Origin of the sequence: Actinoplanes sandaracinus (assembly GCF_030009775.1) — a bacterium.
Taxonomy (GTDB): Bacteria; Actinomycetota; Actinomycetes; order Mycobacteriales; family Micromonosporaceae; genus Actinoplanes; species Actinoplanes sandaracinus.
This window is the reverse complement of record NZ_JASCTH010000008.1, coordinates 282,070-308,144: the sequence shown is the minus strand read 5'-3', so window position 1 is coordinate 308,144 and position 26,075 is coordinate 282,070. Positions and strand designations below refer to the sequence as shown.

Genomic DNA, 26,075 nt, shown 5'->3' with positions numbered 1-26,075 from the left:
GCAGTCGTCTCCGTACTCTCTGTGATGCCAGCACTTCAGCATGGGAGAGTTGCGATGAGTATGGTTCAGCAGGCTATCGAAGTGAGTGCGCCGGTGCACACTGTGTACGAGCAGCTCGCGGCGTTCGAGAACTACCCCCGCTTCATGACCGGTGTGCGGCAGGTGACGGCGGTCGGCGCCGACCAGACCCACTGGATCATGGATGTGGACGGGAAGCGCCGCGAGTTCGACGCTCAGATCATCGAGCGGTCGCCGGACGAGCGCGTCTCCTGGTCCACCATGGAGGGCCCGCTGCTCGCCGAGACCATCACGCTGCGCCCCATGGGTGAGACGAAGACCCAGATCGTCGCCCAGCTGGAGGCCGACATCGCGTTCCTCATGCCCAGTGACCGGCACGGGCAGGAGTCGCTGAACCGCCGTCTCAAAGCCGACCTGACCACGTTCAAGGGCCTGGTGGAGAGCGGGGTGCTCGGCGGCCGGCCGATCCCGCACGGCGGTGTCAGCACCAAGCCGCTGGCCGGCCGTTCACACACGCTGCTGCCCGGGATCAACATCGACCCCGTGTCGCCGGCCTCGGTCGCCGCGCGGATCCGGAATCGGAACACCGCGTCCGGAGCGCCGCACCCGGGGGCCGGATGGGACACCGGAGCCGCGGACCTCGGCAACGCCGATCCGACCGGCACCGGTCTCACCGACAATCCGCTGCACCACGTGCCCACCTCGGCCGACCTCCCGAGCCCGTCCGGCGTCCGGAGCCCTCGCGACGACGCGGCAGGCCGGCGGGCCGCCCGTCCCGGATCGCCGAGCGGGGGCGGCGCCGGCACCGCCCGGATGGGCGGCCACACGTCCGGCGGCGACATGTGGGGCCACGGCATGATCAACGAGGAAGAGCGCGGCTGAGACGGCGCGGACCAGACAGAAGCCCGGAACGCTCAGCGTTCCGGGCTTCTCGGTGTGCTGGGGCGGCGGGGCTCCCCGCTGGGGACATGCGCTAGTTGGGTGCGGCCTCCAAGGTGACCAGCAGGCGGGCGCCGCGGGGTTCGGCGTGTTCGTAACTCACCGACCCGCCGTTGGCCTCGATCAGGTGCCGGACGATGAAGAGCCCGAGCCCCGCTCCCCGGATGAACCGCCCGAACAGGCTGGGCAGCACGTCCTCCGGGATCCCGGCGCCGCTGTCCTGCACCGTCAGGCGCACCGTGCCACCCGCTTCCCGGCCGGCCTGGATGTGGATCGGCGGCGCCCCGTGCGTCATCGCGTTCTTCAGCAGGTTCTCCACCACGACGGTGAGATGCCCGCGGTCGGCGAGAGCGGCCAGCTCCTCGTCGATCACGATCTTCACGTCCGCGGTGTCGACGGCCGTGCCGCAGGCCGCCTCGACCACCTCCAGGAGCGGCACCGGCACCCGCCGGGCGGTGACCGTTCCGGTGTCCAGCCGGAAGAGGAGCTGCAGGTCGTTCATCATCTTGATGAGCCGCCGGGTGTTCTTGTCGATCTTGGTCGCGAGCTCCAGCCGGATGTCGTCCGGCAGGTCCGCCCAGTCGGCGCAGAGCAGTTCGGCGAGGCTGGCGATCGAGCTGATCGGCTGCGCCACGTCGTGGGTCAGCATCGAGGTCAGGTCGTTCTTGAAGGCCAGGGCCGCGGCCAGGTCGGCGTTGCCCCGCTCCAGGTCGGCGGCGTGTTCGGTGAGCGCCACCTCGGCCTGTTTGCGCTCGGCGATGTCGATGTAGGTGGCCACGTACCCGCGAGTCGTGCCAGTCGCGTCCGGAATGGCCGCCATGGTGGCCAGCACCGGGACGTCGGTGCCGTCGGCCCGGGGGAGAAGCCAGTCGCCGCCGGTCCCGGGAGGCGGCAGCGGCGGCGACTCGGCGGGAAGGCCGTCGTGGCCGGTGAGCTCCCGCCAGCGGCGGTTGACGTCGATCACCCGGTAGTTGGCGTCGAGGACCATGACGGCCTCGTTCATCGACTGGAGCAGCGTCTGCGCGAAGTCTTGGCGTTCCCGCAGCTCCGCCACCAGGTGCCGTTGCCGCTGGTCGGCGTCGTCGAGGGTGCGGACCAGGTAGGCGAGCAGGGCGAGCAGCGCGAGCGCGGCGAGGATCACGCCGGTGCTCACCGCGGCCACCGGACGGCTCACGCCGGTCCGCGCGGCGAACGCGCTGACCAGCGCGGCGACGATGGGGGCGGCGATCAGGGCGGGGGCGAGCCGGCGTACGGCAGCGCGCGGCCCCGAATCGTCGAGGGTGTGCAGCGGCCCCGTCTCCGGCCGGGCCAGGATCGTGCCCGTGGCGAGGCAGAGCAGCGCGCCGGCCAGGTGCGGGGGCATGACGCTGTCAGGCCCGCGGCCGGGCGGGAAGGCCGGTTCGAAGAGCTGGGGCACCAGGGCGACCAGTGCGATGATCGCGGCGCCGAGCAGGAGCGGGTCGGCCACCCGGAACGCGATGCCGCCACTGCGGCGGGGGACGCGGAGATCCAGGCAGGCGAGGGCCAGGCCGGCGAGGGCGGTGGCGACCGCCGTGGCCGGTGCGCCGCCCAGGGCCGTGGCCGCCGCTCCGGTGGCGGACAGCGCGAGAAACGCGGCCGTCCCCGCCCGGAGCCGGCCGGCTGGCACGCCGGAGACCGGCACCACCTGGAGCAGCAGGGCGAGCCCGGCCGGGATCAGTGCCATCGCCGGAGTACCGCGGGGGTCCTCCGGCGCCGATCCGGCGTCGAACGTGTGCAGGATGCCGAAAACGGCCACCATGACTCCGGCGCACCCGGCGGCGAGCCGGGACAACCTGCCCACGTCATGCGCCGCGATATGCACAAATACCCCCAAGACGTGAGGGAAAGAGCATAACGCGGGCTACCCGGGTGAGCGGAGTGTTACTTACCCGCCCATTCGAAGCCGTCCTCGATACGGATCATGCTGGCCACCTTGGTGATGTCGGCGTGGTGCCGGTTGGCGTGGTGCCCGCAGAAGGCCAGATCCCCACCGCTGGTCAGAACGACCTCCAGCTTGGCGGCGGCACCGCAGCGGTCGCACCGCTCGGTCATCTCGCCGACAGTGTCGATCGCGGGCGACAGCAGAGTGGTCATATCGCTCTCCTAGCTTCGGTGGGCGGTGCTCGGTGGTGGTGCAGCGGGCCTGACAGCGAGAAATTCGGCCCGCGGCACGGTCGGCTTAGAGGTTCGCGGTGTGACGCGTCCGATCGAAACGGCCGGAAATCCCGCACCCCGGACGCAACCCGGAGGAACCCCGGGGCGCTACCGCTCCTCTCCAACATTTGTCTCAGCTGCTTCCGGCATACCCACGGGCCGGAATGTGAAGCCGACCTGAGCGCATAACCGAGAGGACTTACACCATATGTTCGGTAACGACGCCCGCCGCCTGGCCATCCGACTGACCGTTGCTGCGAGCGCCGCCACCGCCACCCTCTGGGGTCTGACCGGGCCGGCCGTCGCCGCTCCGGCCACGCCCGTGATGGGAACCGTCTCCGGGACCGGCGTGGAAGGCGCCATCCCGGGCAGCTACATCGTCGTCCTCCAGCCCGGCTCGCAGGCCGCCGGCCAGGTCACCTCCGCCTCGCAGGAGCTGGTCCGCAAGTACGGCGGCAAGGTCGCCGGCAACTACCTCGCCAGCGTGCGCGGCTTCCACCTGGAGGCCACCGCCGCCGAGGCCGGCCGCCTGGCCGCCGACCCCGCCGTCGCGTTCGTCGAGCAGGACGCCCAGATCGCCACCACGGCCACCGCGTCCGCCCCGGCGGCCCCGGCCAAGAAGCTGGCCTGGGGCCTGGACCGGATCGACCAGCGGTCGCTGCCGCTGTCGAAGTCCTACACCTACAAGTCCGCCGCCGACGTCACCGCGTACGTGATCGACACCGGCATCCGGACCAGCCACAAGGAGTTCGGTGGCCGCGCCACCAACGGCTGGGACTTCGTCGACGGCGACGCGGTCGCCAACGACTGCCACGGCCACGGCACCCACGTCGCCGGCACGGTCGGCGGCGCCACCTACGGCGTCGCCAAGGACGTCAAGCTGGTCGCCCTGCGGGTGCTCGGCTGCGACGGCTCCGGCTCGTTCTCCGACTTCATCGCCGCCGTCGACTGGGTGACCGCGAACGCGAAGCTCCCCGCCGTGGCCAACATGAGCCTGGGCGGCCCGCGCAGCAAGGCGCTGGACGCGGCGGTCAAGCGCTCCATCGACAAGGGCGTCACCTACGCGATCGCCGCCGGCAACGAGAGCAAGAACGCCTGCAAGGGCTCGCCGGCCGCCGCCCCCGACGCGATCACGGTCGGTGCGGTGGACTCCGCCGACGCGCGTGCCTCGTTCTCCAACTACGGCACCTGCCTCGACATCTTCGCCCCCGGCGTGGACATCCAGGCGGCCGGTTCGGGCTCGGACACCGTCACCAAGAAGCTGAGCGGCACCTCGATGGCGTCGCCGCACGTGGCCGGCGCGGCCGCCCTGGTTCTCGGCGCGCACCCGAACTGGACGGCCCGCCAGGTCCGTGACGACCTGGTCGCCAACGCCGGCGTCAACCTGGTCCGCAACCCGGGCAAGGGTTCCGCGAACCGCCTGCTCTTCACCGGTCACCTGAACACCACTCGCTGACCGCTTCCGGCGCAGACCGGAGGAAACCACGACGCCGCGCGGCGCACCCCTCGGGGAGCGTCGCGCGGCGTCGTGTTTCGATCAGCCAACCGCCGTACGCGGGGCCCCGGGGACGGATAGCGTGAGAAACGACCCCAGCCCGAGGAGGACCGAGATGTCCGAGGCGCCGGACGCCGAGAGGCCGACAGTCCTGGTCGTCGACGACGAAGAGGATCTGCGCGACATCATGCGCCGGATGCTGGAACGGCGTGGGTTCACGACGCTCTCCGCCGGGGAGCCGGAGGAAGCCGTCGCGATCTGCCGGGACCAGCCCGGCCCCATCGACGTTCTGATCACCGACCTGACGCTGCCCGGCGCCTCCGGGGGCGAGTTGGCGAAGACCATCCGCGGCCTGCGTCCCGGCATCGGCGTGGTGTTCGTGTCGGGCCTGCCGAAGGACATCGCGGTCGGCAAGGGCGAGATCACCGAGGACGACGTGCTGGTGAAGAAGCCGTTCACCGCCGACGCTCTGCTGGAGGCCCTGCGGGCGGCGCTGGACGAGAAGAAGAAGCGCGAGGGCTAGACCGGCCAGAGCCGGGCCGGCCAGGGCAGGGTCAACTCTCCGAGCCGCCACCGGGCCGGGCCGTCCAGCAGCGGCCAGCCGTCAGCACGCATCCGGCGGGCCGTGGCCAGCCAGCGCTGGCGTGGCCCGAACGGGGTGGCCTCGGCGTCCCACGCCCGGCCCAGCGCCCGCAGCAGTTCGTGTACCGGATGACCGGGCACGTTGTGGTGGATCAGCGCCTTCGGCAGACGCTCGGCGAAGATCGCCGGATGCGAGAGCACCGGCAGCCGGGCCGACAGGGTCAGCGTCGACGGCACGCCGCCCTCGACCACGGTCCACGTGGCGATCCGGCCCAACTCGTCGCAGGTGCCCTCGACCAGCAGCGCGCCGGTCGCCGTCATCGCCCGCCAGGCGGCCGCCACCTCCTCCTCCGGGTACTGCCGCAGCACGTTGAACGCGCGCACCACCACCGGCGCCATCCCGGCCAGCTCGAATCCGCCGCGGCGGAATAACAGCCACGGCGGATCCGCGAACGGTTGCGCGTCGCTCACCCGTACCGGGTCGATCTCCAGACCGGCCACCACGACGTCCGGGCGGACCGCGGCCGCCAGCCGGCCCCGCAGTTCCACCGCCGTCACCGGCGTGGCGCCATAGCCCAGGTCGATCACCAGCGGCTGCGCCGCCTCCTTCAGGAGCGCACCGCAGCGGTACGCGATGAAGTTGTCGACGCGGCGCAGCCGGTTGGGATTGGTCGTCCCCCGGGTGATGGCGCCGACCGGTTTGATCACGAGTCTCAGTGCTCCCGGTGCACCTTGTGCTGTGCGGCCTGGGCGATCGGGCGCACCACCAGCCGGTCCACGTTGACGTGCTGCGGGCGGGTGGCCGTCCACGCGATGCAGTCCGCGATGTCGTCGGCGACCAGTGGCTCCTTCACCCCGGCGTAGACCGAGTCGGCCTTGGCCTGATCGCCACCGAACCTGTTGACCGCGAACTCGTCGGTCCGCACCATGCCCGGGTCGATCTCGATCACCCGCACCGGCCTGCCGGACAACTCCAGCCGCAGTGTCCCGACCAGGGCGGTCTGGGCGTGCTTGGCCGCGACGTAACCGCCACCGCCCTCGTAGGGAGTGAAGGCCGCGGTGGACCCGACCGTCACGATCGTGCCGCGGCCACTCGCCTCCAGCACCGGGAGCAGCGCCTTGGTGACCCGCAACGTGCCGAGCACGTTCACGTCGTACATCCACTGCCAGTCGCCGACGGACCCGTCGGCGACCTGGTCCAGGCCGCGGGCGCCGCCCGCGTTGTTGACCAGTAGGGTGACCGGCCCGCCGAGCTCGGTCACCGCCTCGGCCAGGCCGGCGACCGAGTCGTCCGAGGTGACGTCGCACTCGACCGCCGTGGCGTTCGCGCCGATCTCCTTGACCAGCGCCTCCAGCCGGTCCAGCCGGCGGGCCGCGACGACGACATGGAAGTCCTCCCGCGCCAGCCGGCGGGCGGTGGCCGCCCCGATTCCGCTCGACGCGCCGGTCACCACTGCGATGTTCTGCATGTCCTGATTCTCATCCATGAGCCCGGAGACGCCGCTCATTCAATGACCTGGATCACCCCCGGTCGGCTGCGTGGTGGTTCCGGGCACGCCGATGGGGAAGATGAACCTTGGCGCAACAAGTTCTCACGTCCGACACGGAGGGGAGTCAGCGTGGCTGATCTACGGTCCGGCGGCAGATGGCCAACTCCCCGCCGGATAGCCACTCTCTCCGTGCACACCTCGCCCCTGGAGCAACCGGGCACCGGGGACGCCGGCGGCATGAACGTCTACATCGTCGAGATCGCCAAGCGGCTGGCCGAACGGGACGTCGAGGTGGAGATCTTCACCCGCGCCACGACCAGGGACCTGCCGCCGGTCGTCGAGATGGCTCCGGGTGTGCACGTGCGGCACGTCACCGCCGGGCCGTACGAGGGCCTCTCCAAGGAGGAGCTGCCCTCCCAGTTGTGCGCTTTCACCCACGGGGTGCTCCGGGCCGAGGCGGCGCACCCGCCCGGCCACTACGACCTGATCCACTCCCACTACTGGCTCTCCGGCCAGGTCGGCTGGCTGGCCCGGGAGCGCTGGGGCGTGCCGCACGTGCACACCGCGCACACTCTGGCCAAGGTCAAGAACCGGTTCATCGCGGCCGGCGACCGTCCCGAGCCGAAAGCCCGGGTGATCGGCGAGGAGCAGGTGGTGGCCGCCTCCGACCGGCTGGTCGCGAACACCGGCTTCGAGGCGCAGGATCTGATCACCCACTACGACGCCGACCCGGCCCTGGTGAGCGTGGTGGAGCCCGGTGTGGACCTGCGGCGTTTCCGGCCCGGTGCGGCGGACCGGGCCAGGTTCGGCCTGCCCGAGCACGGCCGGATCGTGGCGTTCGTCGGCCGGATCCAGCCGCTCAAGGCCCCCGATGTGCTGATCGCCGCGCTCGCCGAGATGCGGGCCGCCGGCTCCACGGCCACCCTGGTGATCTGCGGCGGCCCCAGCGGCAGCGGCCTGGACCGGCCGTCCTCGCTGATCGAGCTCGCCTCCCGGCTCGGGGTCAGCGACTCGGTGGTGTTCCTGCCCCCGCAGACCGGTGACGACCTGGCCGCCCTCTACCGGGCCGCGGACCTGGTCGCGGTGCCCTCCTACAACGAGTCGTTCGGTCTGGTCGCGCTCGAGGCGCAGGCCTGCGGCACGCCGGTGGTCGCGGCCGCGGTGGGCGGCCTGGTGACCGCGGTCCGTGACGGGGTCAGCGGCGTGCTCGTCGACGGGCACGATCCGCGGGACTGGGCGAAGGCGCTGGACCGGCTGCTCGACGCGCCCGGTCACCGGCGCCGGCTGGCGGCCGGCGCGGTCGCCCACGCGTCGCACTTCTCCTGGGATCGGACCGCCGAGACGCTGTTGCGGGTCTACCGTGACGCGGTGAGCGAACACCGAGCGCTGATCACGGCGCGGGTCGAGGGAGCGTCGTGCGCATGGTGACAGAACTGATCGAGCGGGTCCTGACCGAGCGCGAGCTGGAGTGGGAGTCCACCGGGGAGAGCTCCTATGTGGTCAGCCTGCCCGGCACGCACAAGCTGAAGACCGCGTGCAACCTGATCGTCGGCCGGCACTCGCTGCGGATCGAGGCGTTCGTGATGCGCCGGCCCGACGAGCGCCACGAGGAGCTCTGGGCCTGGCTGCTGCGCCGCAACGCCCGGATGTACGGCGTCGCCTTCTCGATCGACGCGGCCGGCGACGTCTACCTCACCGGCCGGGTGGCGCTGAACGGCCTCGACGAGGACGAACTGGACCGGCTTCTCGGATCGGTGCTGACCTACGCCGACGAGTCGTTCGACACCATGCTGGAGATCGGTTTCGAGACGTCGATCCGCCGCGAGTGGGACTGGCGTGTCAAGCGCGGCGAATCGACGGCGAACCTGCGGGCCTTCCAGCACCTGGTCGAGCGCACCGACTGACGCCCGCGGCGACCGGAGTGCTTGCCGCCGCAATTTGATCATCAAGTGCCGTCTATCCGTGGCAATCCGTCCATTGTGGCGGGTGCCCGCAATCGCGATCGATTCGCGTCCGGGATGGAAGGCGAACGATGGTCGATGCGTGGATCGCGCCGACCCTGGGTACTGGCAGTCTCCTGTCGATGTGCTGATGTTTTCCTGAGGGTCGACGGCGGCCGACGCGGCGGTCGCCGAGCCGCCCACGCCATTTGCCGCGGCATGTTTCTCGCCTGTCCGAGAAACCCGGACGAGTGATTGGTGGATCAGCCGATCGGTTGGTTGTTGGGCAATGTGACGGTTAAGACAGATGTCGACACGAAATCGGGTTGTGAGGCTTGACCGCCCCAACTAGCGTGGTCGATGGACGCCGAGCCGTCAGTTCGGGGAACGGGTCGATCAGCAATGATCGCCGCGGTCCGGCGTTTGGGGACGGGTGGCATGAGCCGTTGGGGGACGGCGCGACCCGAGACCGGCGGTAAGTGCGGGCGGCGCCTATGGGGATGGGTGTCGCCCGCCGCCGCCGGCGCTTTTGTTTCCGGCTTGTTTCTAAGCGTTCATCAGATGAACACAACCCGGATCTTTCTGTCGCGAGGCCGCCGGTTAATGGCGATGGGCGCGTTTGCGTAATCCATGACGCGATCAGCACAACGTCCGATGTGCTGTGGCTTCCGGCCCACCCGCGATCGGCGCCGATATCAGACGGCGGCCGCCGCGAGCGCCTCTTCGATCTCCCGGGCCCGCACCCGTGCGGCCCGCCGGGCGCGTGCCGGACCGGCCATCAGATGGCCCACCGCGACCAGGACGCACAGGGCGAAGCAGCCGCCCCAGAGGACCACGTCGCCGGCCTTCTGCAGGACCAGCCCGCCGATGATCGGGGCGAGCGCGCTGCCGGCGGACCAGGACAGCGAGCTCAGGCCCTGGTAACGGCCACGCAACTCGGGCGGGGAGAGCGCCGCCACGGTGGCCGCGTTGCTGGGGGACTGGAGCATCTCGCCGAGCGTCCAGATGATCACGGTCAGCGCGTACACCAGCGGGGTTTCGGCGAGGGCGACCAGCCCGAAACCGGAACCGACCAGCACGGACGCGACCGCCAGGACCTTCGCGCTGTCCCGGCCCTCGATCAGCTTCGGGACGAAGAGCTGGCCGGAGAGGATCAGCACGCCGTTGACCGCGATGATCGCGCCGTAGGTGGCGGCCGAGTGACCGTCGGCCAGCATGCTGATCGGCAGCGTCGAGAGGTGCTGCAGAATCACCAGCACGGAGATCAGAGTGAGCAGCAGATAGACGCCGAAGACACGGTCCTTCAGCGCGGCGCCCAGGCCGGGGCCGGCCGCTCTGCGCGAGGACCGGGCCGCCGGCCGGGTCTCGGCCAGGAAGATCGCCGTGATGATGGCGGTGATCAGCGTGGTGGCCGCGTCGCCGACGAAGAGCAGCAGATAGTCGATGCTGGCGGCGAAACCCGCGATGATCGCCGCGCAGGCGAAGCCGAGGTTGATCGCCCAGTAGTTCAGCGAGAACGCCCGGACCCGGTCATGCTCCGGGACGATGTCGACCATCATCGCCGAGAACGCCGGCCGGACCGCCTCGGCGAAGAGGCCGAGCAGGAACGTCGCCACCGCGATCTGGGCGTAGGTCTGGGCCAGGCCGAGAGCGAGCATCAGAGCGGCGGCGCCGAACTGGGCGGTCAGCATGGTCGGCCGCCGGCCCCAGCGGTCGGCCAGGACACCGCCGCCCACCGCGCCGATCGCGCCGCCGACGCCGTAAATGCCGAGGATCAGGCCGGCCATGCTCTGCGAGAAGCCCCGCTCCGCGGTCAGGTAGATGCTGAGGAACAACACCGCGAACCCGCCGACCCGGTTGATCAGGGTGCCTGTCCACAGGAACCAGAACTGCCGGGGAAGCCCGCCCGCGGCCCGCCGTAACCAACCTCGCACCGACGCCTCCTGCGGTAAGTAGCGGCCGAGGACTATTCCCTTACATTCGCGCGGGTGGCGCAACCGGATTCCGGTGTGGTGGCGGACACGTGCCGGGTGGCCCGTACAGGGCGGCGGGCCTCGGGGGAAGATGTGTTCATGACTGGAACCCTGGTGCTGCTGCGGCACGGCAACAGCGAGTGGAACGCCAAGAACCTCTTCACCGGCTGGGTCGACGTGGACCTGGACGCCAAGGGCGAGGACGAGGCCAGGCGTGGTGGCGAGCTTCTCAAGGAGCAGGGGGTGCTGCCCGACGTGGTGCACACCAGCCTTCTGCGCCGCGCGATCCGGACCAGCGAGATCGCGCTGCACATCACCGACCGGCACTGGATCGAAGTGAAGCGCCACTGGCGCCTCAACGAGCGCCACTACGGCGCCCTGCAGGGCAAGGACAAGAAGCAGACCCTGGAGACGTACGGCGAGGAGCAGTTCATGCTCTGGCGCCGGTCGTACGACGTCCCGCCGCCCCCCATCGAGGACGGCTCCGAGTTCTCCCAGTTCGGCGACGCGCGCTACGCGGACCTGGCCCCGGAGATCCTGCCGCGGGCCGAGTGCCTGAAGGACGTGCTCCTGCGTGCGCTGCCCTACTGGTACGACGCGATCGTCCCCGACCTGCGCGCCGGCAAGACCGTGCTGGTCGCGGCGCACGGCAACTCGCTGCGCGCCATCGTCAAGCACCTCGACGACATCTCCGACGAGGCGATCGCCAAGCTGAACATCCCCACCGGCATCCCGCTGCGCTACGACCTCGACGAGAACCTGCGCCCGACCAACTCCGGCGGCACCTACCTCGACCCGAAGGCCGCCGAAGAGGCCGCCGCCGCCGTAGCCAACCAGGGCCGCAAGTAAGAGACAGAGGCCGGGACACCCCCGTGGTGCCCCGGCCCCCGGATCCCGGGGGTGGGCGCTCCCGCGCGCCCCCGGATCTGATCAGTTCTGGGTGACCTGAGCCTGACCGGCCGTTTCTCCGGTGATCAGGTAGATCAAGTGCTCGCCGATGTTGACAGCGTGGTCGGCGTACCGCTCGTAGAAGCGGCCCAGCAGGGCCCCGTCGATCGCCGTCTCCGCGCCGTACGGCCAGTCGTCGGCCAGCATGATCTTGAACAGCTTGCGCTCGAGGTCGTCGATCGCGTCGTCGTCCTTCTCGAGCTGAGCGGCCATCTCAGCGTTCGGCTTGCCGAGCAGGGTGGTGATCTTCTCGGCCATCTCGTCGGCGACCTCGGCCATGCCCTTGAAGGTCGGGCGCAGCTCGGCCGGGACCGCCGGGGACGGGTGCCGCCGGGCCGCGGTCTTCGCCACGTGCTCGGCCAGGTCGCCCATCCGCTCCAGGTCGGCGGCGATGTGCAGGGCGGTGATGACCCGCCGCAGGTCGGACGCGACCGGAGCCTGCCGGGCGATGGTGTCGGCCACCTTCACCTCGACCTGCTCGTAGATGGCGTCGACCTCGGCGTCGCGCTGGATCACGGCCTGAGCGGACTCCAGATCGGCGGTCAGCAGCGCCGACGTCGCCTTGCGCAGTGCGGCGCGAACCGACTCCGCCATGGTCACCAGCAGGCGGCTCACCTCGACCAGATCGGCCTGGTACTCCTCGCGCATGTTCTCAAGTCCCTCTTTCGGTGGCGGCGGCCGGGTGTCTGCCGCCCACGCTAGGGGTGTGGGGCTGCCTCAACATGAACACCGGTGAACGACGCCGGGCCTAGTGGTGAACATTATTCGACGTGCGCCCGATTTGCCGTAATGGCCCTGTAGCTCAGGTAAACAATGACCCTACGATCGCAGCGTGGAGTGGGAATACGCCGTCGGCATGGTTTCAGCCGCGCTCGCCGTCGGTGTGGGAGCGGGACTCGCCCTTGCCCGGATACGCCGACCGGGCGCACCGGCCCGGGACGGGGCACCGGAGGGGAGAGCCGACATCGAACCGGACGACGATCGCCCGGCAAACAAGCACGGCCTCAAGGGGCTCGGCCGCAAGAGCCTCGACTCGCTACGGGTGGGTGTCGTCGTCCTGGACGCCGACGACCATCCCGTGCTGGTCAATCCAGCGGCGCGGGCGATGGGACTGCTGCGTTCCGGCGGAGCGCCCGGCACCATCGCCGCGCATCCGATCCTGCGGACCCTCGCCGGCCAGGTGCGGCGCACCGGCGTCCGGCGGGAGGTCGAGCTCGACCTGCCCCGCGGTCGCGCCGGCGGCGGGCACGCCCCGCTCGGACTGCACCTGCGTGCGGTCGCGCTGAATTCCACCCACGTCGCCGTCGAGGCCGCCGACGTGACCGAGTCGCACCGCCTCGCCCGGGTTCGCCGTGACTTCGTGGCCAACGTCAGCCACGAGCTCAAGACGCCCATCGGAGCCCTCCAGCTCCTGGCCGAGGCGCTGCTCGACGCCACCCAGCTCCCCGACACGGCTCCCGAGGCCCAGTCCGAGGACCTGATGGCGGCGCGCCGCTTCGCCGAGCGAATCCATCACGAGTCCGCCCGGATGGGCCGTCTCGTGAACGAGTTGCTCGAACTGACCCGGCTCCAAGGCGCGGAGCCACTGCCCCACCCCGAACCGGTCTCGCTGGACTGGGTGATCGCCGAGGTGATCGACCGGACCCGCACGACCTCCTCGGCCAAGGGCATCGAGATCACCTACGAAGGTCCCAAGGGCACCATGGCCTACGGGAGCGACAGCCAGATCGCCACCGCGGTCACCAACCTGGTGGAGAACGCGATCGCGTACTCGGGTGAGGACACCAAAGTCTCGCTCACCATGCGCAACAGCGACGACTGGATCGAGATCGACGTCACCGACGAGGGCATCGGCATCGCCCCCCAGGACGTCGAGCGGGTCTTCGAACGGTTCTACCGAGCCGATCAAGCTCGATCCCGCTCGACCGGCGGCACGGGCCTCGGCCTCGCCATCGTCAAGCACATCGCCACCAATCACGGTGGCCGCGTCGACGTGACCAGTTCACTCGGCGATGGATCTACGTTCACCCTGCGCCTACCGGCGCGACCCCCCGAGTCCCCCTCGTCGTCACCGACGGCGATTGAGATCGAGTCCGGTGTGGCCGGGCGCTAGCCCGGTCACCGACGACGGAAGGAACTGCATTGGCCCGCGTGCTCGTGGTCGAGGACGAGGAGTCGTTCTCCGACGCCCTGTCGTACATGCTGCGTAAGGAGGGTTTCGAAGTCTCGGTCGCCGCGACCGGAACCTCCGCCCTGACGCAGTTCGACCGGACTGGTGCCGACATCGTGCTTCTCGACCTCATGTTGCCTGAGATGTCCGGCACCGAGGTCTGCCGTCAGTTGCGGCAGCGCTCGGCGGTTCCGATCATCATGGTCACCGCCCGTGACAGCGAGATCGACAAGGTGGTCGGTCTGGAGATCGGAGCGGACGACTACGTCACCAAGCCGTACTCGCCGCGCGAACTCGTCGCCCGCATCCGTGCCGTGCTCCGGCGCCAGGGCGCCGAGGCGGCCGAGGTCACCACCCCGACCCTGGCCGCCGGCCCGGTCCGGATGGATGTGGAGCGTCACGTCGTCACCGTCGACGGCTCCAGCGTTCAGCTCCCGCTGAAGGAGTTCGAGCTGCTCGAACTACTGCTGCGCAACGCCGGCCGGGTGCTGACCCGTGGCCAGCTCATCGACCGTGTCTGGGGCGCCGACTACGTCGGTGACACCAAGACGCTCGATGTGCACGTCAAGCGCCTGCGCTCCAAGGTGGAGCCGGAGCCCTCCGCGCCGCGCTACATCGTCACGGTCCGCGGCCTGGGTTACAAGTTCGAGTCCTAGGCCGCGAGCCGGACAACCGTCCGGCTCGTTCTTGCTTAGCGACTACCAGTCATGCGACTATGTGGGGGCCGGATGACCCGCCCGTGATCGGGTCATCCGGCACCCTCAACCCGCGCTTTTGCGGGGAGTGGCCGGCTCCCGGCCGCCACGGCGTTTCGGTGCCGCGGCGAGCGTGGTGGCCGGGTGCACGGCCACCAGGCCGGTCTTGACGCGCGCCGCGCAGAGGGCGGCCAGTTTCTCGTAAGCGGCCTCGCCGACCAGCTCGGCCAGCTCCGGGGCGTAGGTGACATACATCGGCTCGGTGCCGACGTGGGCCTCCGGCGACGAGGTGCACCACCAGGCGAGTTCGTGGCCGCCGGGCCCCCAGCCGCGCCGGTCGAACTCGCTCAAAGTGGACTGCAGCAGTTTCGTCCCGTCGGGGCGGGTGATCCAGTCCTGCTCGCGGCGCACCGGAAGCTGCCAGCAGACGTCCGGCTTGTATTTGAGCGGGTGCACACCGTCACGCAAGGCCTGAGCGTGCAGGGCGCACCCGCCGCCGCCCGCGAAATCGGCCTCGTTCAGGAAGACGCAGGGGCCGTCGGCGGAGCGCGTGGCCGTACGCCGTGCGGGTGTGGTTCCGTCGACCGAGTCCACCTCGGTGTAATTCTTGAACCCGCGCCGGTGGTGCTGCCAGGTCTGCGGGGTGAGCTTGGCGGCCGCCGCCCGGACCCGGTTCTCGTCGTCGGTGTCGGTGAAGAAGGCGCCGTGTGAGCAGCAGCCGTCCTCGGCGCGGCCGGGCAGGATGCCGTGGCAGGCGGAGCCGAAGACGCAGGTCCAGCGGGAGAGCAGCCAGGTCAGGTCGGCTCGGATCAGGTGCTGTTCGTCGGCGGGGTCGAGGAACTCGATCCACTCGCGAGGGAAGTCGAGCGGTACTTCCCGGGGTGGCTGCGTGCGGCTCATCCGGGTCAGCGTACGCGTACCGATGGATCATGACCGTTTAGAGCTGATATATCCGTCCCGGTGGAGCGCGGCTACGCTGGAGGGCGTGACTTCCCGCGTACCCGTGCTTCTCTCCAGCTCCTCGGTCTTCCCGGAGCCGACGGCGGCGGCGTTCGAGATGGCGGCCACGGTGGGCTACGACGGTCTTGAGGTCATGGTGTGGACCGACGCCGTCAGCCAGGACACCGGCGCCCTCAAGGGGCTGGCCGACCACTACGGCGTGCCGGTTCTCTCGGTCCACGCCCCCTGCCTGCTGGTGACGCAGCGGGTGTGGAGTTCCGACCCCTGGGAACGGCTCAGCCGGGCCGCTCAGCTCGCCGAGTCCCTGGGCGCGCCGACGGTGGTGGTGCACCCGCCGTTCCGCTGGCAGGGTGATTACGCGCGCAACTTCGCCGAGGGGCTGGCCAAGGTCAGCGGCCGGCATCCCGACCTGACCTTCGCGGTGGAGAACATGTTCCCGGTCAAGATGGCCGGCCGCTGGGTGGTGCCTTACAACCCGGGGTGGGATCCGACCGAGACCGGCTTCGACGCGTACACGCTGGACCTGTCGCACTGTGCCGCGTCACGGATCGACGCTCTGGAGCTGGCCGACCGGATGGGCCCCGGCCTGCGGCACGTGCACCTCGGCGACGGGACGGGCGAGGGCCGTGACGAGCATCTGGTCCCGGGCCGTGGCAACCAGCCATGCGCGGAGCTGTTGCGGTCGCTGGCCGGCCGTGGGTTCACCGGCTCGGTGGCGCTGGAGGTCTCCACCCGGAAAGCGGCGAGCCGCCCGGCACGCGAGGCGGACCTCCGGGAGGCGCTGGAATTCGCCCGGCGCCACCTGGAGCCGACCGTGTCCGACGGCCTCGCCTCGGGCTCGGCGGCATTGCGGCCCTGAGGCCGGCGCCTCGGCGCCGGCGGGCGGAACGCGCCGCGGTCACGCGGGGGTGAGGTTCTCGGCGGCCCGTTTGCGGGCCCGGTGCGCGGCCACGTGCGACCGGGTGGCGCAGCGCTCCGAGCAGAAGCGCCGGCAGTTGTTGGATGACGTGTCCAGGTAGACGTTGCCGCACCGCTCGTCGGCGCAGATGCCGAAACGGGCGCTGCCGAACTCGCAGAGCCAGACGGACAGACCCCAGACGGCGCCCGCGAGGTATTCCGCGCTGACCGACGAGCCGCGGCTGGTCACGTGCATGTGCCAGTCGCTGGCGTCGTGCCCGGAGATGCGTGGCTGCACCGGATAGGCCTCGAGGAGGCCGTTCAGCTCGTGCACGGCCTCGGCGTCGCGCCCGGAGGTGCCGAACTCGAAGACCTCACGCAGCCGGCGCTGGGCGCGGCGGAACGGGACCAGGTCCTTCTCGGCGACCTGGTCGCGCATGTATGCCTGCTCGCCGGAGAACAGTGCCCGCAGCCCGGCGAGATCGTCCAGACCGGCGTTGACGAGGTCGATCGCCGTCCGGGCGTACGCATCGAAGTTCACCCGACAACGGTAGCGGCACCCGGCCCGATGGGACACGTATGTGCTGCGCCATCGGGTCTGGTAAGTGGGAACCCCGCCCGCACCCTGGGTGCCGGCCGGGGCCCGGACGTTACGCTCGGCCCATGCTCCGTTCCCTGTTTCTCGCCGCGGCCGGGTCCGCCCGGCTCGGGCGACTGGTCGAGTCCGCCCCTGTCAGCAGGGGGATCGTGCAGCGGTTCGTCGCCGGCCACAGTGCCGAGGAGGCTGTGCGGGTCAGTCGCGAACTGGCCGACGACGGCCTGGCCGTCAGCCTCGATCATCTGGGCGCGGAGACCCGCACCGCGGAGCAGGCGACGGCCGTCCGCGACGAGTACCTCGCGGTGCTGGGCCGGCTGCGTGACGCCGGGCTGACTCCGGCGGTCGAGGTCAGCGTGAAGCTCTCGGCGCTCGGCCAGGCGATCGACGAGAAGCTGGCGTACGAGCATGCCCACGCGATCTGCGCCGCGGCGGCCGAGGCGGGCACCACGGTGACCCTGGACGCCGAGGACCACAGCACCACCGACGCGACCCTGGAGGCCGTCGTCGAGTTGCGGCGCGACCATCCGTCCACGGGGGCGGTGCTTCAGGCGCATCTGCGGCGGACCGAGGGCGACTGCCGGGAACTGGCGACGGCCGGGTCGCGAGTGCGGCTCTGCAAGGGGGCGTACTCGGAACCCGAGTCGGTGGCGTTCCAGTCCGCGCTGGACGTGGACAAGTCGTTCGTGCGCTGCCTGAACATCCTGATGTCGGGGGAGGGGTACCCGATGGTGGCGACCCACGACCCTCGGCTGATCTCGATCACCGAGGACCGGGCCCGCTGGTTCGACCGCTCCACCGGGGAGTACGAGTTCCAGCTTCTTTACGGCGTGCGCCCGGAGGAGCAGGCCCGGCTGGCCGGCGGCGGCCACACGGTGCGGATCTACCTGCCTTACGGCGATCAGTGGTACGGCTATCTGATGCGCCGCCTCGCCGCCAGCCCGGCGCACGCCGGTTTCGTGGCACGAGCCGTCGCTTCCCGTAAGTAAAGGGTCCATATCGCCACAGAACCGGCGTGTCGCGCTTGACTTTTTGTGGGCATTTCACGGAACGTATCGCGTTGGTCACAGCCGTCTCGATACCGTTCTGATGACACGCACGTGGTCCCCGCGGCGTCCGGGATCCTCCGGCCGCGGCGGATCGTGCCTGCGAAAGGATCGGTGCGACGAGATGACGGGTCCAGCCCAGACCGAGGAACGACTCTCGGAGGTACGGTTCCTGACGGTGGCCGAGGTGGCCGCGCTCATGCGGGTTTCCAAGATGACCGTCTACCGGCTCGTGCACGGTGGTGACCTCACCGCGGTACGGGTCGGCCGCTCCTTCCGGGTGCCTGAGCACGCGGTACACGAGTATCTTCGCGGCGCGTTCTCGCGCAGTGCCTAACGAAGCAGGCGCCTGACGAACGGGGCCGTGTTGGCCCCGCTGCGGCATGCCGCTACGCTGGACCGGTTGGATCCCGGATCGTCCGTTACTCCGGGTCCCATCCCAGTCCGGCTTCCGGTCGCGCTCTTTTCGGGGCGCGCCGGTTCCATTCACATGGTTTCGAGAGGCTTTTCGTATGGGCTCCGTGGTCAAGAAGCGCCGCAAGCGTATGGCGAAGAAGAAGCACCGCAAGCTGCTGCGCAAGACCCGCGTCCAGCGTCGCCGTCTCGGCAAGTGATCGTCGGCCGGGACCATCTCCCGGCCAGTGACGGCACTTGCCTAATGTTCGAGGCCGCGCATCGAAAGGTGCCTCCTTGGTGACCTCACCACCCAGCGTTGTCGTGGTCACCGGAGTAAGCCGTTATATCGGCGCTCGGGTGGCCGCACGCCTCGCCGCAGATCCTCGAATCGACCGTGTGGTCGGTCTGGATCCGCATGACCCGCCGGCAGGCCTTCTCGGCCTGCTCGACGGTGTGGAGCGGATCCGGGCCGACGCGCGTGCCGCCACCGAGGCCATCGCCGACCTCGGTGCCGAGGCCGTCGTCCACCTGGCCATGACCAGCGTGCCCGACGCCCAGCACGGCGGCCGCGCGGCGATGAAGGAACAGAACGTCATCGGCACCATGCAGGTGCTGGCCGCCGCCCAGGGCGCTCCCGGCCTGCGCAAGCTCGTGGTGCGCTCCTCCACGGCCGCCTACGGCGCCTCGTTCCGCGACCCCGCGGTCTTCACCGAGGACACCGAGCCCCGTGCGGTCCCGCGTGGCTCGTTCGCCCGCGACATCCTCGACATCGAGGGGTACGTCCGCGGATTCCGCCGCCGCCGGCCCGAGGTCGCGGCGACCGTCCTGCGCTTCGCCCCCATGATCAGCTCGTCCGCCGAGACGTCGTTGACCCGTTATTTCGCCCAGCCGGTGGTGCCCACCGTGCTCGGCCGCGACGCCCGGCTCCAGTTCGTGCACGCCGACGACGCGCTGGAGATCCTGCACCGCTCGGTCACCGAGGATCACCCGGGCACGTTCAACGTCGCCGGCTCCGGTGTCCTGATGCTCTCCCAGGCGGTCCGCCGGGCCGGGCGGATCTCCCTGCCACTGCCCGAGTCGGCCCTCTCCGCCGGGGCGGCCCTGCTGCGGAACCTCGGTGTCGAGCAGATCGGGATGGACCAGATCGACCTCTTCGTGCACGGTCGGGTGGTGGACACCACCCGGTTGATCAACGAGTTCGGCTTCACCCCGCGCAGCACCGTGGCCGCCTTCGAGGACTTCATCCAGGCGCATGTGGCCGGCTCGACGCTGACCGCCGACCGGCTCGCCGCCGCCGAGAGCGCGATTCTGGACGGCATCCGCCGGGTCCGGGCAGCGGCCGAGCCCGCACCGGCGGGAAGTGAGCGCTCGTGAGCCAGGACGAGTTCCGCGACATGCTTCCCGGGCACACCGACTTCCAGCTTCCCGGCCCGCCGCCGGTGCAGCGGGTCAACGGGCGCCGGCCGGTGCCGGAGAAACCCGCCCCGCGGCCCGCACCGCCCGCCGAGGCCGACGACGGCCTGGACGTCTGGGACCGGCGGGTCGCCGACGGCCTGGCGTTCCTCCGGCGGCGGCTGGCCGGGGCGTACGAGGTGGACGAGTTCGGATTCGACCCGGAACTGGCCGACGCGCTCTTCCACCCGGTGCTCAAGCTCCTCTACCGGGACTGGTTCCGGACCGAGGTGTTCGGTATCGAGAACGTTCCGGCCGACGGCAGCGGCCTGGTGGTCGGCAACCACTCCGGCACGATCGCGCTCGACGCTCTGATGCTCACCGTCGCGCTGCGCGACAAGCACCCCCGCCAGCGGCATCTGCGCCTGCTCGGCGCCGACCTGGTCTTCCGGATGCCGGTGATGAGCGAGCTGGCTCGTGCGGCCGGCGCCACCGTGGCCTGCAACCCCGACGCCGAGCGCCTGATGAACTCGGGGCAGCTGGTCGGAGTCTTCCCGGAAGGCTTCAAGGGCATCGGGAAGCGGTTCGCCGACCGCTACAAGTTGCAGCGGTTCGGCCGGGGCGGGTTCGTCTCGGCGGCTCTGCGCACCGGCACCCCGATCGTCCCGGTGGCGATCGTCGGCGCCGAGGAGATCTATCCGATCCTGGCTGACCTGAAACCGCTGGCCCGGCTGCTCGGTGTGCCCTACTTCCCGGTCACCCCGACGTTCCCCTGGCTGGGACCGCTGGGCATGGTGCCGTTGCCGAGCAAGTGGCTGATCCAGTTCTGCCCGCCGATCCCCACCGCGCATCTGACGGAGTTCGCGGACGATCCTCTGGTCGTTTACAACCTGGCTGACCAGGTCCGCGAAACCATCCAGGCGACCTTGCACGAGCTGCTGGAGAAGCGCCCCGACCCGTTCGGGCCGTAATGCCATTCTTCTGGCACGGTTCGCCCGGTCCGTCCTATAGTGACGGTTGAGGGGCGGCCCCGGAGTGATGAGCTCCGGCACCGCCCCTCGCCAGTTCCGTCAGAAGAGGTCGCCGAGCAGGCCGCCCAGCACACCGTCTTCTTCGTTCGCCGGCCCACTGTCCAGCGGGCCGACCGGCACGCCGGACGCCGGCGTGGCCGCCCCGCCGCTGACGGCCGGTGCCACACCCGGTCCGGCCGACTTGCCCGGAACGGTCGCCTGCCCGGTCACCGCGGGATCCACGGCGGCTCCCGATTTGGACGGCTTCGGCGTCGTGGTCTGCCCACCCTGCCTGGTCCCGGTCTTGTCGTTCTGATCCTGGCTGGACGTCACGTCCGGCCCGCCGCCGCCGGTGGATCCGGCCGTGCAGTCGCGCAGTTTCGGCCCGAGCGCGTCGGAACCGGCCGGCGTGACCTTGTCGCAGCCGAGCCCGGTGCGCAGGTCGTCGGCGCGTTGGGCGACGTCCTCCAGCAGGCCGAGCGACACGGTGGCCCGCTCGCGGTTGGCCGTGGACAGCTTCTCCATGGCCGGGGCGAACGACTTGCGCTGGTCGGTGACGAAGCCGTCCAGTGTGGCCAGCGGTTTGGTGTCCCGCTGAGCCACCGACGACGTGGTCAGCAGCCGTACCCCCTTGCGGGTGTCGGCGTCCATGTCGTCCAGCACCAGCGCGAACTCGGGCTCGTCGCCCTTCATCGAGACAGCCTCGGAGAGCCGGGTCCGCGCGAAGTCCAGCGACAGCTGCCCCCGCGTCACATCGGAACCGGCGATCGCCAGCTGCGCTCGTTCGGTCTGGCGTTTGACGCTGTACAGGGCGTCGCCCGGTGATGCGCTCTCGCTAGCCGCGGAAATCCCGGAGACGGCCATCGCGCCGGCGGCTACGCCGATCACGATGGCTCCACGGGCACGTATCCGGCGGCCGAACAGCGGGCGCCGGACGGCGGCCTCGACGATCACCTCGGGATCGGCTTCGGCGGCGGTCCGCCCGATGCCGTCCCGCTCGGCTGTGGCGACCAGCATGGCGCGCAGGCCGACGCGGAACTCGGATTCGACCGTTGCGCCGGGCCGGGCCGCGGAGAGCCGGCTGCCGATGGCGACCAGTCGGTTGAGCTCCTCGTCGGCTTGACCACGGCTGTGGTGCCGACGCGTGCCGCCGGTGTCGTCGATAAGTTCCGCGAAGCGCTCGGCACTCCGGGAGTTCGGGAACGCGAACTTCACCGTGGGCACCTCCCCTCGCTTGTTAATGTCTCGCCGGCCAGCGGGCCGACGCCGGCGACCGTGCCGTCGTTCACGGTTCCGGGTCGCATCCGGACAAACGCGCGACACGCGGCCCCGGTTACGGGTGTGCGACGGTGCCATCGGGTATCGGAGATCGACATCCGCGGACGCCCGGTCAAGATTGGAACCCGTCCGGCAGAAGCCGGTTGAGCGCGCGCACCGCCCGGTACTGCAGCGCCTTGATGGCTCCCTCGTTCTTCCCCATGGTCTGCGCGGTCTCGGCCACCGAGAAGCCCTGGAGGAACCGGAGCACGATGCACTCCTGCTGTTCCGGGTTGAGCTGCTTGACCGCGGTGAGCAGAGCGACGTTGGTGATGTGGTCGACCACCGCGGACTCCGGGCTGCCCTCCGGGCCCCGGTCCTCGCGGTCGGCGTCGAGCACGTCGCCGGTGGTCACCTCCAGGCGGTACCGGCCGGACTTGAAATGGTCGGCGACCAGGTTCCGGGCGATCGTCACCAGCCAGGCGCCGAGGTCACGGCCCTGCCAGGTGAAGCTGCCGATGCGCTTGAGAGCGCGCAGGAAGGTGTCCGAGGTGAGGTCCTCGGCGAGCTGCCGGTTACCGACGCGGAAGTAGACGAACCGGAAGACGGTGTCGACGTAACGGTCGTAGATCAGCCCGAACGCCTCGGACTCGCCGGCCTGGGCCCGCTCGACGAGGGCCCACACCTCGGCGGCCGGATCACCGCGGTCGGGCCGGGCCTTCGGTGGAGTGGCCTCGGTGGGGGGGCCGGTGGTGCTCTGCGTCGGGAGGACCACGGTGTGGTCGCCGGCGACGGTCTCACCCTCGCCGATGTTGGACCGCTGGCCCGCGGTGGGCTGAGACGGTGTCCGGGGTCCGCCCACGCGGCCGCCGCTGAACTTGCCGTTGCCGGATTGCGGCGACGCGACCGCGGGGGGCCCGTTGGGCGTCCGGCGACTGCCGGTCTGCTTCGAGCTGTCACCACGGATCGCGTTGACGATCACGCCGTCGAATGAACTTTTTTCAACGTGGCGAGGGCGCTGCGGCCCGGTGCCCGTCATCATCCAGGACACTCCAAGGCCGATGCCAGGTTGAAAATGGTTCACTGAATCGCGCAGAACGTTCAGCCCCTCGGTGAGCGCGTGGCGGGCCGCGAGGACATCGCGGTGGTACGGGTCCTCGGCGTACACATGAGTCACTGCGCCTCCTCAACCCGGCGGGCCTGCTGCCATGACAGCGAATCCGTCCCGCCAGACGTAGATTCACCGTGATTTTGTGCTTTGTGGGGCACAGCGGCCTCCTCGGGATGAGGGTGGTCACTCACAACAAAAGGGGTGGGACAACCCGCGGAAAAGCCGGTCGCCCTCACCCGTTGGTGTGATTCCGTTACTAAGAGCGGAAGTATTGCCGACTTCGGACACGCGGAGTCGCACACCGTGTGCGGTGCGCGCAAAGCCGCGAATCGCGCCGAACTCGGCAACCCTCGTCAAGGTCACGTTGATGGAACAAGCCGCATTCCGGACGGACCGGATGTCCGGCGTCCCGGTGGAGGGGCCTTTGTGCCAGACTCGGGCCTCGTGGAGGAACCCGCGCGCGACCCCGTTGCCGAGGCCGCCCGACGCCGTCCCGGCCGGCCCGCGCTGATCGCCGGGGACGCATCCGTCACCTGGGCGGAACTGGACGCGCGAGTGTCCGCGGCGGCCCGCTGGATCGCCTCGCGCACCGCGCCCGGCGACCGGGTCGCGCTGCTGCTCGGCAACACGGCCGACTTCGCCGCCGTCTACTTCGGGGTGCTCCGCGCCGGCCGGGTGGCGGTGCCGCTCAACCCGGGCTACACCGCCGACGAGCGGGAGTTCGCGATCGCCGACTCCGGTGCGGCTCTGACCGTCGACGGCCCGTTGCCCGCGGAGGGCCGCCCGTCCCCGGAGGCGACCGGCGCGCCTCTTGCGGACGGCGGGCACGCCCACGGCGTACCGAAGAATGATGATCTCGCCGTTCTGCTCTACACCTCGGGGACGAGCGGGCGCCCGAAGGGCGCGATGCTCACCCACGCCGCCCTCGCCGCCAACCACGACCAGTTGGACCGCATCGAGCCGGCGGTGGTCGGGCCGGACGACGTCGTGCTGCTGGCGGTGCCGTTCTTCCACGCCTACGGCTTGAACACCGGGCTCGGCAGCGTGGCGCACCACGCGGCGACCGGGGTGCTGGTCGAGCGCTTCGACCCGGTGGAGAGTCTGGAAATAATCACCCGGCACGCGGTGACCGTCACGGTCGGGGTGCCCGGGATGTACCAGGCGTGGACCGCGCTCCCGGAGGCCGGCGCGGCGCTGGCCGGCGTGCGGACCGCGGTGTGCGGCGCGGCGCCGCTGGACGGCGGTGTCGCCGCGCGCTACCGCGCCCTGACCGGCCGGGCCATCCTCATCGGGTACGGCCTGACCGAAACCGCCCCGGTGCTGACCACGACCGCCGTCAGCGACCGGGACAAGAGCGGCTCGATCGGCCGCCCGCTGCCCGGTGTCGAGCTGCTGCTGCGCACCGTCTCCGGCGCCGAATTGTGGCGGGACGGCACCGCCTCGGTCGATGAGGGCCTCGAGGTGGCGGAGTCCGCCGGCACCGATCCGGGCGAGATCGTGGTGCGCGGGGCGAACGTGTTCTCCGGTTACTGGCCGGACGGCCGTGACGGCCCCGGCCCGGACGGCTGGTGGCCCACCGGCGACATCGCGTACGCCGACGGCGACGGCGACCTAGTGCTGGTCGACCGGATCGGCGAGCTGATCCTGGTGAACGGCTTCAACGTCTACCCGGCCGAGATCGAGCGGGTGCTGGCGGCGCATCCACGGGTGACGGCGGCCGCCGTGGTCGGCGTGCCGGACACCGAGACCGGCCAGCGCCCGCACGCGTACGTGGTGGTCTCCGGCGATCCGCCGCCCAGCGCGACCGAGTTGCAGGTGCACTGCGCGGCCCGGCTGGCCCGGTTCAAGCTGCCGGGCGTCGAGTTGGTGGCCGAACTGCCGCGGACGGCGATCGGCAAGGTACGGAAGAGGGACCTGTGAGACTGACCCTGATCAGCCGGGACGGATGTCACCTGTGCGAGGTGGCCGAGCGGACGCTGGACCGGATCGCGCCGGGACAGTGGGCCCGGGTCGACGTGGACTCGTCGATCGAGCTGGAACGCGACTACGGCGACCGGGTGCCGGTGGTGCTGCTGGACGGCAAGGAGCACGGCTACTGGCGGATCGAGGAGGACCGGCTGCTGCGGGATTTGGCTCGACAACCGGGTGAGCCCCGCCTGTAGTTTCTCGCGGGTGACAGCAAAGCATTTGGTCTGGGACTGGAACGGAACACTTCTCGACGATCTCCACCTGGTGGTCGCGTCGACCAACGGTGCCTTCGCCCACGTCGGCGGCCGCGCGGTGGACGCCGACGAGCACCGGCGGGCCTTCCGCCGCCCGGTGGCCGAGTTCTACGCCGAGATGCTCGGCCGGGCGGTGGACGCCGAGGAGTTCGGGCGGCTCGACAAGATCTTTCACGACGCGTACCGCCTGGGGCTGACCGACGTCTCCCTGGCCGCCGACGCGATGGCCGCGATCAAGACCTGGCCGGGCAGCCAGTCGCTGCTCTCCATGTGGTTCCACAGCGAGCTCGTCCCGGCGGTCGAGGGCTACGGGCTGGCCGGCCTCTTCACCCGCATTGACGGCCTGCGTGCCGAGCTGGGCGGCGGCTTCAAGGCCGGGCATCTCGCCGCGCACCTGGCCGAGCTCGGCGTGGCCGGCGCCGACGTGGTGCTGATCGGCGATTCGCTGGACGACGCGGAGGCCGCCGAGTCGGTCGGCGGGCAGGCGGTCCTCTACACCGGCGGGTTCACCCACCCCGCACGGTTGCGTGAATCCGGCCGTCCGGTCGCCGACACGCTGGTGGAAGCGGTAAAGATGGCCATGTCACTCTGAGCCAGGTGGCCCTGGCGGGGTGGAAGCGGTAATACTCGACAGGTCGGCCCGACTAACACAGCCGGGTCGATCTTGTCCAATTGTCCCGGCAAGATCGCGATTTGTGCACGCCTTCACAAGCGCCTACTCTGTGACTCCGACGAGCCCCGCTACCACAGCCACCCCCAGAGGG

26 protein-coding genes and 1 pseudogene are annotated in these 26,075 nt (G+C 70.5%); 17 read left to right on the top strand and 10 right to left on the bottom strand.

What is annotated here, in order from left to right; genetic code table 11:
• Positions 1–60 precede the first annotated feature (60 nt).
• On the top strand, positions 61–900 hold the full coding sequence (locus tag QLQ12_RS15010) for an SRPBCC family protein (protein WP_407651486.1): 840 nt from the start codon (positions 61–63) through the stop codon (positions 898–900).
• Positions 901–991: 91 nt separating this feature from the next.
• Here QLQ12_RS15010 and QLQ12_RS15005 read toward each other — a convergent pair whose 3' ends face one another.
• On the bottom strand, positions 992–2,779 hold the full coding sequence (locus QLQ12_RS15005; RefSeq protein ID WP_282760357.1) for a sensor histidine kinase: 1,788 nt from the start codon (positions 2,777–2,779) through the stop codon (positions 992–994).
• Between the two features lie 80 nt (positions 2,780–2,859).
• Positions 2,860–3,072 carry a DUF7455 domain-containing protein gene (locus QLQ12_RS15000; protein ID WP_282760356.1) on the bottom strand — a complete coding sequence of 71 codons (213 nt, stop codon included), beginning with the start codon at positions 3,070–3,072 and terminating at the stop codon, positions 2,860–2,862.
• 268 nt (positions 3,073–3,340) lie between these two features.
• Here QLQ12_RS15000 and QLQ12_RS14995 point away from each other — a divergent pair, with 268 nt between their 5' ends.
• Both QLQ12_RS14995 and QLQ12_RS14990 read left to right on the top strand, forming a co-directional pair.
• Positions 3,341–4,588, top strand: a complete 1,248-nt coding sequence (locus QLQ12_RS14995) for a S8 family peptidase (RefSeq protein ID WP_282760354.1) — start codon at positions 3,341–3,343, stop codon at positions 4,586–4,588.
• 154 nt (positions 4,589–4,742) lie between these two features.
• A complete protein-coding gene (locus tag QLQ12_RS14990) occupies positions 4,743–5,150 on the top strand; it encodes a response regulator (protein WP_282760352.1) in 408 nt (135 codons plus the stop codon).
• On the opposite strand, the gene QLQ12_RS14985 is transcribed toward QLQ12_RS14990, so the two are convergent.
• Together QLQ12_RS14985 and QLQ12_RS14980 are read right to left on the bottom strand one after the other, a co-directional pair.
• The gene (locus QLQ12_RS14985; RefSeq protein ID WP_282760350.1) at positions 5,147–5,917 is read right to left on the bottom strand and encodes a class I SAM-dependent methyltransferase; all 771 of its coding nucleotides are present in this window, start codon (positions 5,915–5,917) and stop codon (positions 5,147–5,149) included. The two genes, QLQ12_RS14990 and QLQ12_RS14985, sit on opposite strands and share 4 nt — an antisense overlap.
• 5 nt (positions 5,918–5,922) lie before the next feature.
• Complete coding sequence (locus QLQ12_RS14980) at positions 5,923–6,678, bottom strand: SDR family oxidoreductase (RefSeq protein WP_282760349.1); 756 nt, start codon at positions 6,676–6,678, stop codon at positions 5,923–5,925.
• A gap of 150 nt (positions 6,679–6,828) precedes the next feature.
• Here QLQ12_RS14980 and mshA point away from each other — a divergent pair, with 150 nt between their 5' ends.
• Positions 6,829–8,127, top strand: a complete 1,299-nt coding sequence (mshA, locus tag QLQ12_RS14975) for a D-inositol-3-phosphate glycosyltransferase (RefSeq protein WP_282760348.1) — start codon at positions 6,829–6,831, stop codon at positions 8,125–8,127.
• Entirely contained in the window at positions 8,121–8,603 is a 483-nt protein-coding gene (locus tag QLQ12_RS14970; protein WP_282760346.1) for a type III secretion system chaperone family protein, read from the top strand. The genes mshA and QLQ12_RS14970 overlap by 7 nt, the downstream gene beginning before the upstream one ends.
• A 731-nt stretch (positions 8,604–9,334) precedes the next feature.
• Here the strand turns inward: QLQ12_RS14970 and QLQ12_RS14965 are convergent.
• Complete coding sequence (locus QLQ12_RS14965; RefSeq protein ID WP_282760344.1) at positions 9,335–10,573, bottom strand: MDR family MFS transporter; 1,239 nt, start codon at positions 10,571–10,573, stop codon at positions 9,335–9,337.
• 138 nt (positions 10,574–10,711) lie between these two features.
• On the opposite strand from QLQ12_RS14965, the gene QLQ12_RS14960 reads away from it, so the two are divergent.
• Positions 10,712–11,461, top strand: a complete 750-nt coding sequence (locus QLQ12_RS14960; protein ID WP_282760342.1) for a phosphoglyceromutase — start codon at positions 10,712–10,714, stop codon at positions 11,459–11,461.
• 81 nt (positions 11,462–11,542) lie between these two features.
• Here the strand turns inward: QLQ12_RS14960 and phoU are convergent, their stop codons facing one another.
• Entirely contained in the window at positions 11,543–12,208 is a 666-nt protein-coding gene (gene phoU, locus QLQ12_RS14955; RefSeq protein ID WP_282760341.1) for a phosphate signaling complex protein PhoU, read from the bottom strand.
• A gap of 184 nt (positions 12,209–12,392) precedes the next feature.
• Between phoU and QLQ12_RS14950 the strand changes: the two genes are divergently transcribed.
• Together QLQ12_RS14950 and QLQ12_RS14945 are read left to right on the top strand one after the other, a co-directional pair.
• On the top strand, positions 12,393–13,673 hold the full coding sequence (locus QLQ12_RS14950) for a sensor histidine kinase (RefSeq protein WP_407651484.1): 1,281 nt from the start codon (positions 12,393–12,395) through the stop codon (positions 13,671–13,673).
• 29 nt (positions 13,674–13,702) lie between these two features.
• Positions 13,703–14,386 carry a response regulator transcription factor gene (locus tag QLQ12_RS14945; RefSeq protein WP_282760339.1) on the top strand — a complete coding sequence of 228 codons (684 nt, stop codon included), beginning with the start codon at positions 13,703–13,705 and terminating at the stop codon, positions 14,384–14,386.
• A gap of 105 nt (positions 14,387–14,491) precedes the next feature.
• Here QLQ12_RS14945 and QLQ12_RS14940 read toward each other — a convergent pair whose 3' ends face one another.
• The gene (locus QLQ12_RS14940) at positions 14,492–15,325 is read right to left on the bottom strand and encodes a hypothetical protein (RefSeq protein WP_282760337.1); all 834 of its coding nucleotides are present in this window, start codon (positions 15,323–15,325) and stop codon (positions 14,492–14,494) included.
• A gap of 85 nt (positions 15,326–15,410) precedes the next feature.
• Between QLQ12_RS14940 and QLQ12_RS14935 the strand changes: the two genes are divergently transcribed.
• Positions 15,411–16,244 carry a sugar phosphate isomerase/epimerase family protein gene (locus tag QLQ12_RS14935; protein WP_282760335.1) on the top strand — a complete coding sequence of 278 codons (834 nt, stop codon included), beginning with the start codon at positions 15,411–15,413 and terminating at the stop codon, positions 16,242–16,244.
• 39 nt (positions 16,245–16,283) lie between these two features.
• Here QLQ12_RS14935 and QLQ12_RS14930 read toward each other — a convergent pair whose 3' ends face one another.
• Positions 16,284–16,823 (bottom strand): CGNR zinc finger domain-containing protein, encoded by a 540-nt coding sequence (locus tag QLQ12_RS14930; RefSeq protein WP_282760333.1) that lies wholly within the window; start codon positions 16,821–16,823, stop codon positions 16,284–16,286.
• Between the two features lie 122 nt (positions 16,824–16,945).
• Between QLQ12_RS14930 and QLQ12_RS14925 the strand changes: the two genes are divergently transcribed.
• The 5 genes from QLQ12_RS14925 to QLQ12_RS14905 all read left to right on the top strand — a co-directional run bounded on the left by QLQ12_RS14925 (position 16,946) and on the right by QLQ12_RS14905 (position 20,682).
• Positions 16,946–17,866: a proline dehydrogenase family protein gene (locus QLQ12_RS14925; RefSeq protein WP_282760331.1), complete on the top strand. Its 921-nt coding sequence runs from the start codon at positions 16,946–16,948 to the stop codon at positions 17,864–17,866.
• A gap of 181 nt (positions 17,867–18,047) precedes the next feature.
• Positions 18,048–18,260, top strand: coding sequence for a helix-turn-helix domain-containing protein (locus tag QLQ12_RS14920; protein ID WP_282760329.1), 213 nt, complete (start codon positions 18,048–18,050; stop codon positions 18,258–18,260).
• 175 nt (positions 18,261–18,435) lie between these two features.
• Positions 18,436–18,537 carry a 30S ribosomal protein bS22 gene (locus tag QLQ12_RS14915; RefSeq protein ID WP_007465623.1) on the top strand — a complete coding sequence of 34 codons (102 nt, stop codon included), beginning with the start codon at positions 18,436–18,438 and terminating at the stop codon, positions 18,535–18,537.
• 76 nt (positions 18,538–18,613) lie between these two features.
• The gene (locus QLQ12_RS14910) at positions 18,614–19,693 is read left to right on the top strand and encodes an NAD-dependent epimerase/dehydratase family protein (protein WP_282760318.1); all 1,080 of its coding nucleotides are present in this window, start codon (positions 18,614–18,616) and stop codon (positions 19,691–19,693) included.
• Positions 19,690–20,682: a lysophospholipid acyltransferase family protein gene (locus QLQ12_RS14905; RefSeq protein ID WP_282760316.1), complete on the top strand. Its 993-nt coding sequence runs from the start codon at positions 19,690–19,692 to the stop codon at positions 20,680–20,682. The genes QLQ12_RS14910 and QLQ12_RS14905 overlap by 4 nt, the downstream gene beginning before the upstream one ends.
• Before the next feature lie 396 nt (positions 20,683–21,078).
• Here the strand turns inward: QLQ12_RS14905 and QLQ12_RS14900 are convergent.
• Positions 21,079–21,936 (bottom strand): annotated as a pseudogene (locus QLQ12_RS14900) (DUF5667 domain-containing protein); the annotation flags it as partial.
• Positions 21,937–22,111: 175 nt separating this feature from the next.
• Entirely contained in the window at positions 22,112–23,155 is a 1,044-nt protein-coding gene (locus QLQ12_RS14895; RefSeq protein ID WP_407651483.1) for an ECF subfamily RNA polymerase sigma factor, BldN family, read from the bottom strand.
• Between the two features lie 378 nt (positions 23,156–23,533).
• Between QLQ12_RS14895 and QLQ12_RS14890 the strand changes: the two genes are divergently transcribed.
• From QLQ12_RS14890 to QLQ12_RS14880, 3 genes are read left to right on the top strand one after another with little or no spacing between them, the layout of a single operon-like run.
• Complete coding sequence (locus tag QLQ12_RS14890; protein ID WP_282760314.1) at positions 23,534–25,009, top strand: class I adenylate-forming enzyme family protein; 1,476 nt, start codon at positions 23,534–23,536, stop codon at positions 25,007–25,009.
• The gene (locus QLQ12_RS14885; protein WP_282760313.1) at positions 25,006–25,251 is read left to right on the top strand and encodes a glutaredoxin family protein; all 246 of its coding nucleotides are present in this window, start codon (positions 25,006–25,008) and stop codon (positions 25,249–25,251) included. Before QLQ12_RS14890 ends, QLQ12_RS14885 begins: the two co-directional genes overlap by 4 nt.
• Positions 25,252–25,261: 10 nt before the next feature.
• Positions 25,262–25,903 (top strand): HAD family hydrolase, encoded by a 642-nt coding sequence (locus QLQ12_RS14880; protein WP_282760312.1) that lies wholly within the window; start codon positions 25,262–25,264, stop codon positions 25,901–25,903.
• Positions 25,904–26,075: the final 172 nt, after the last annotated feature.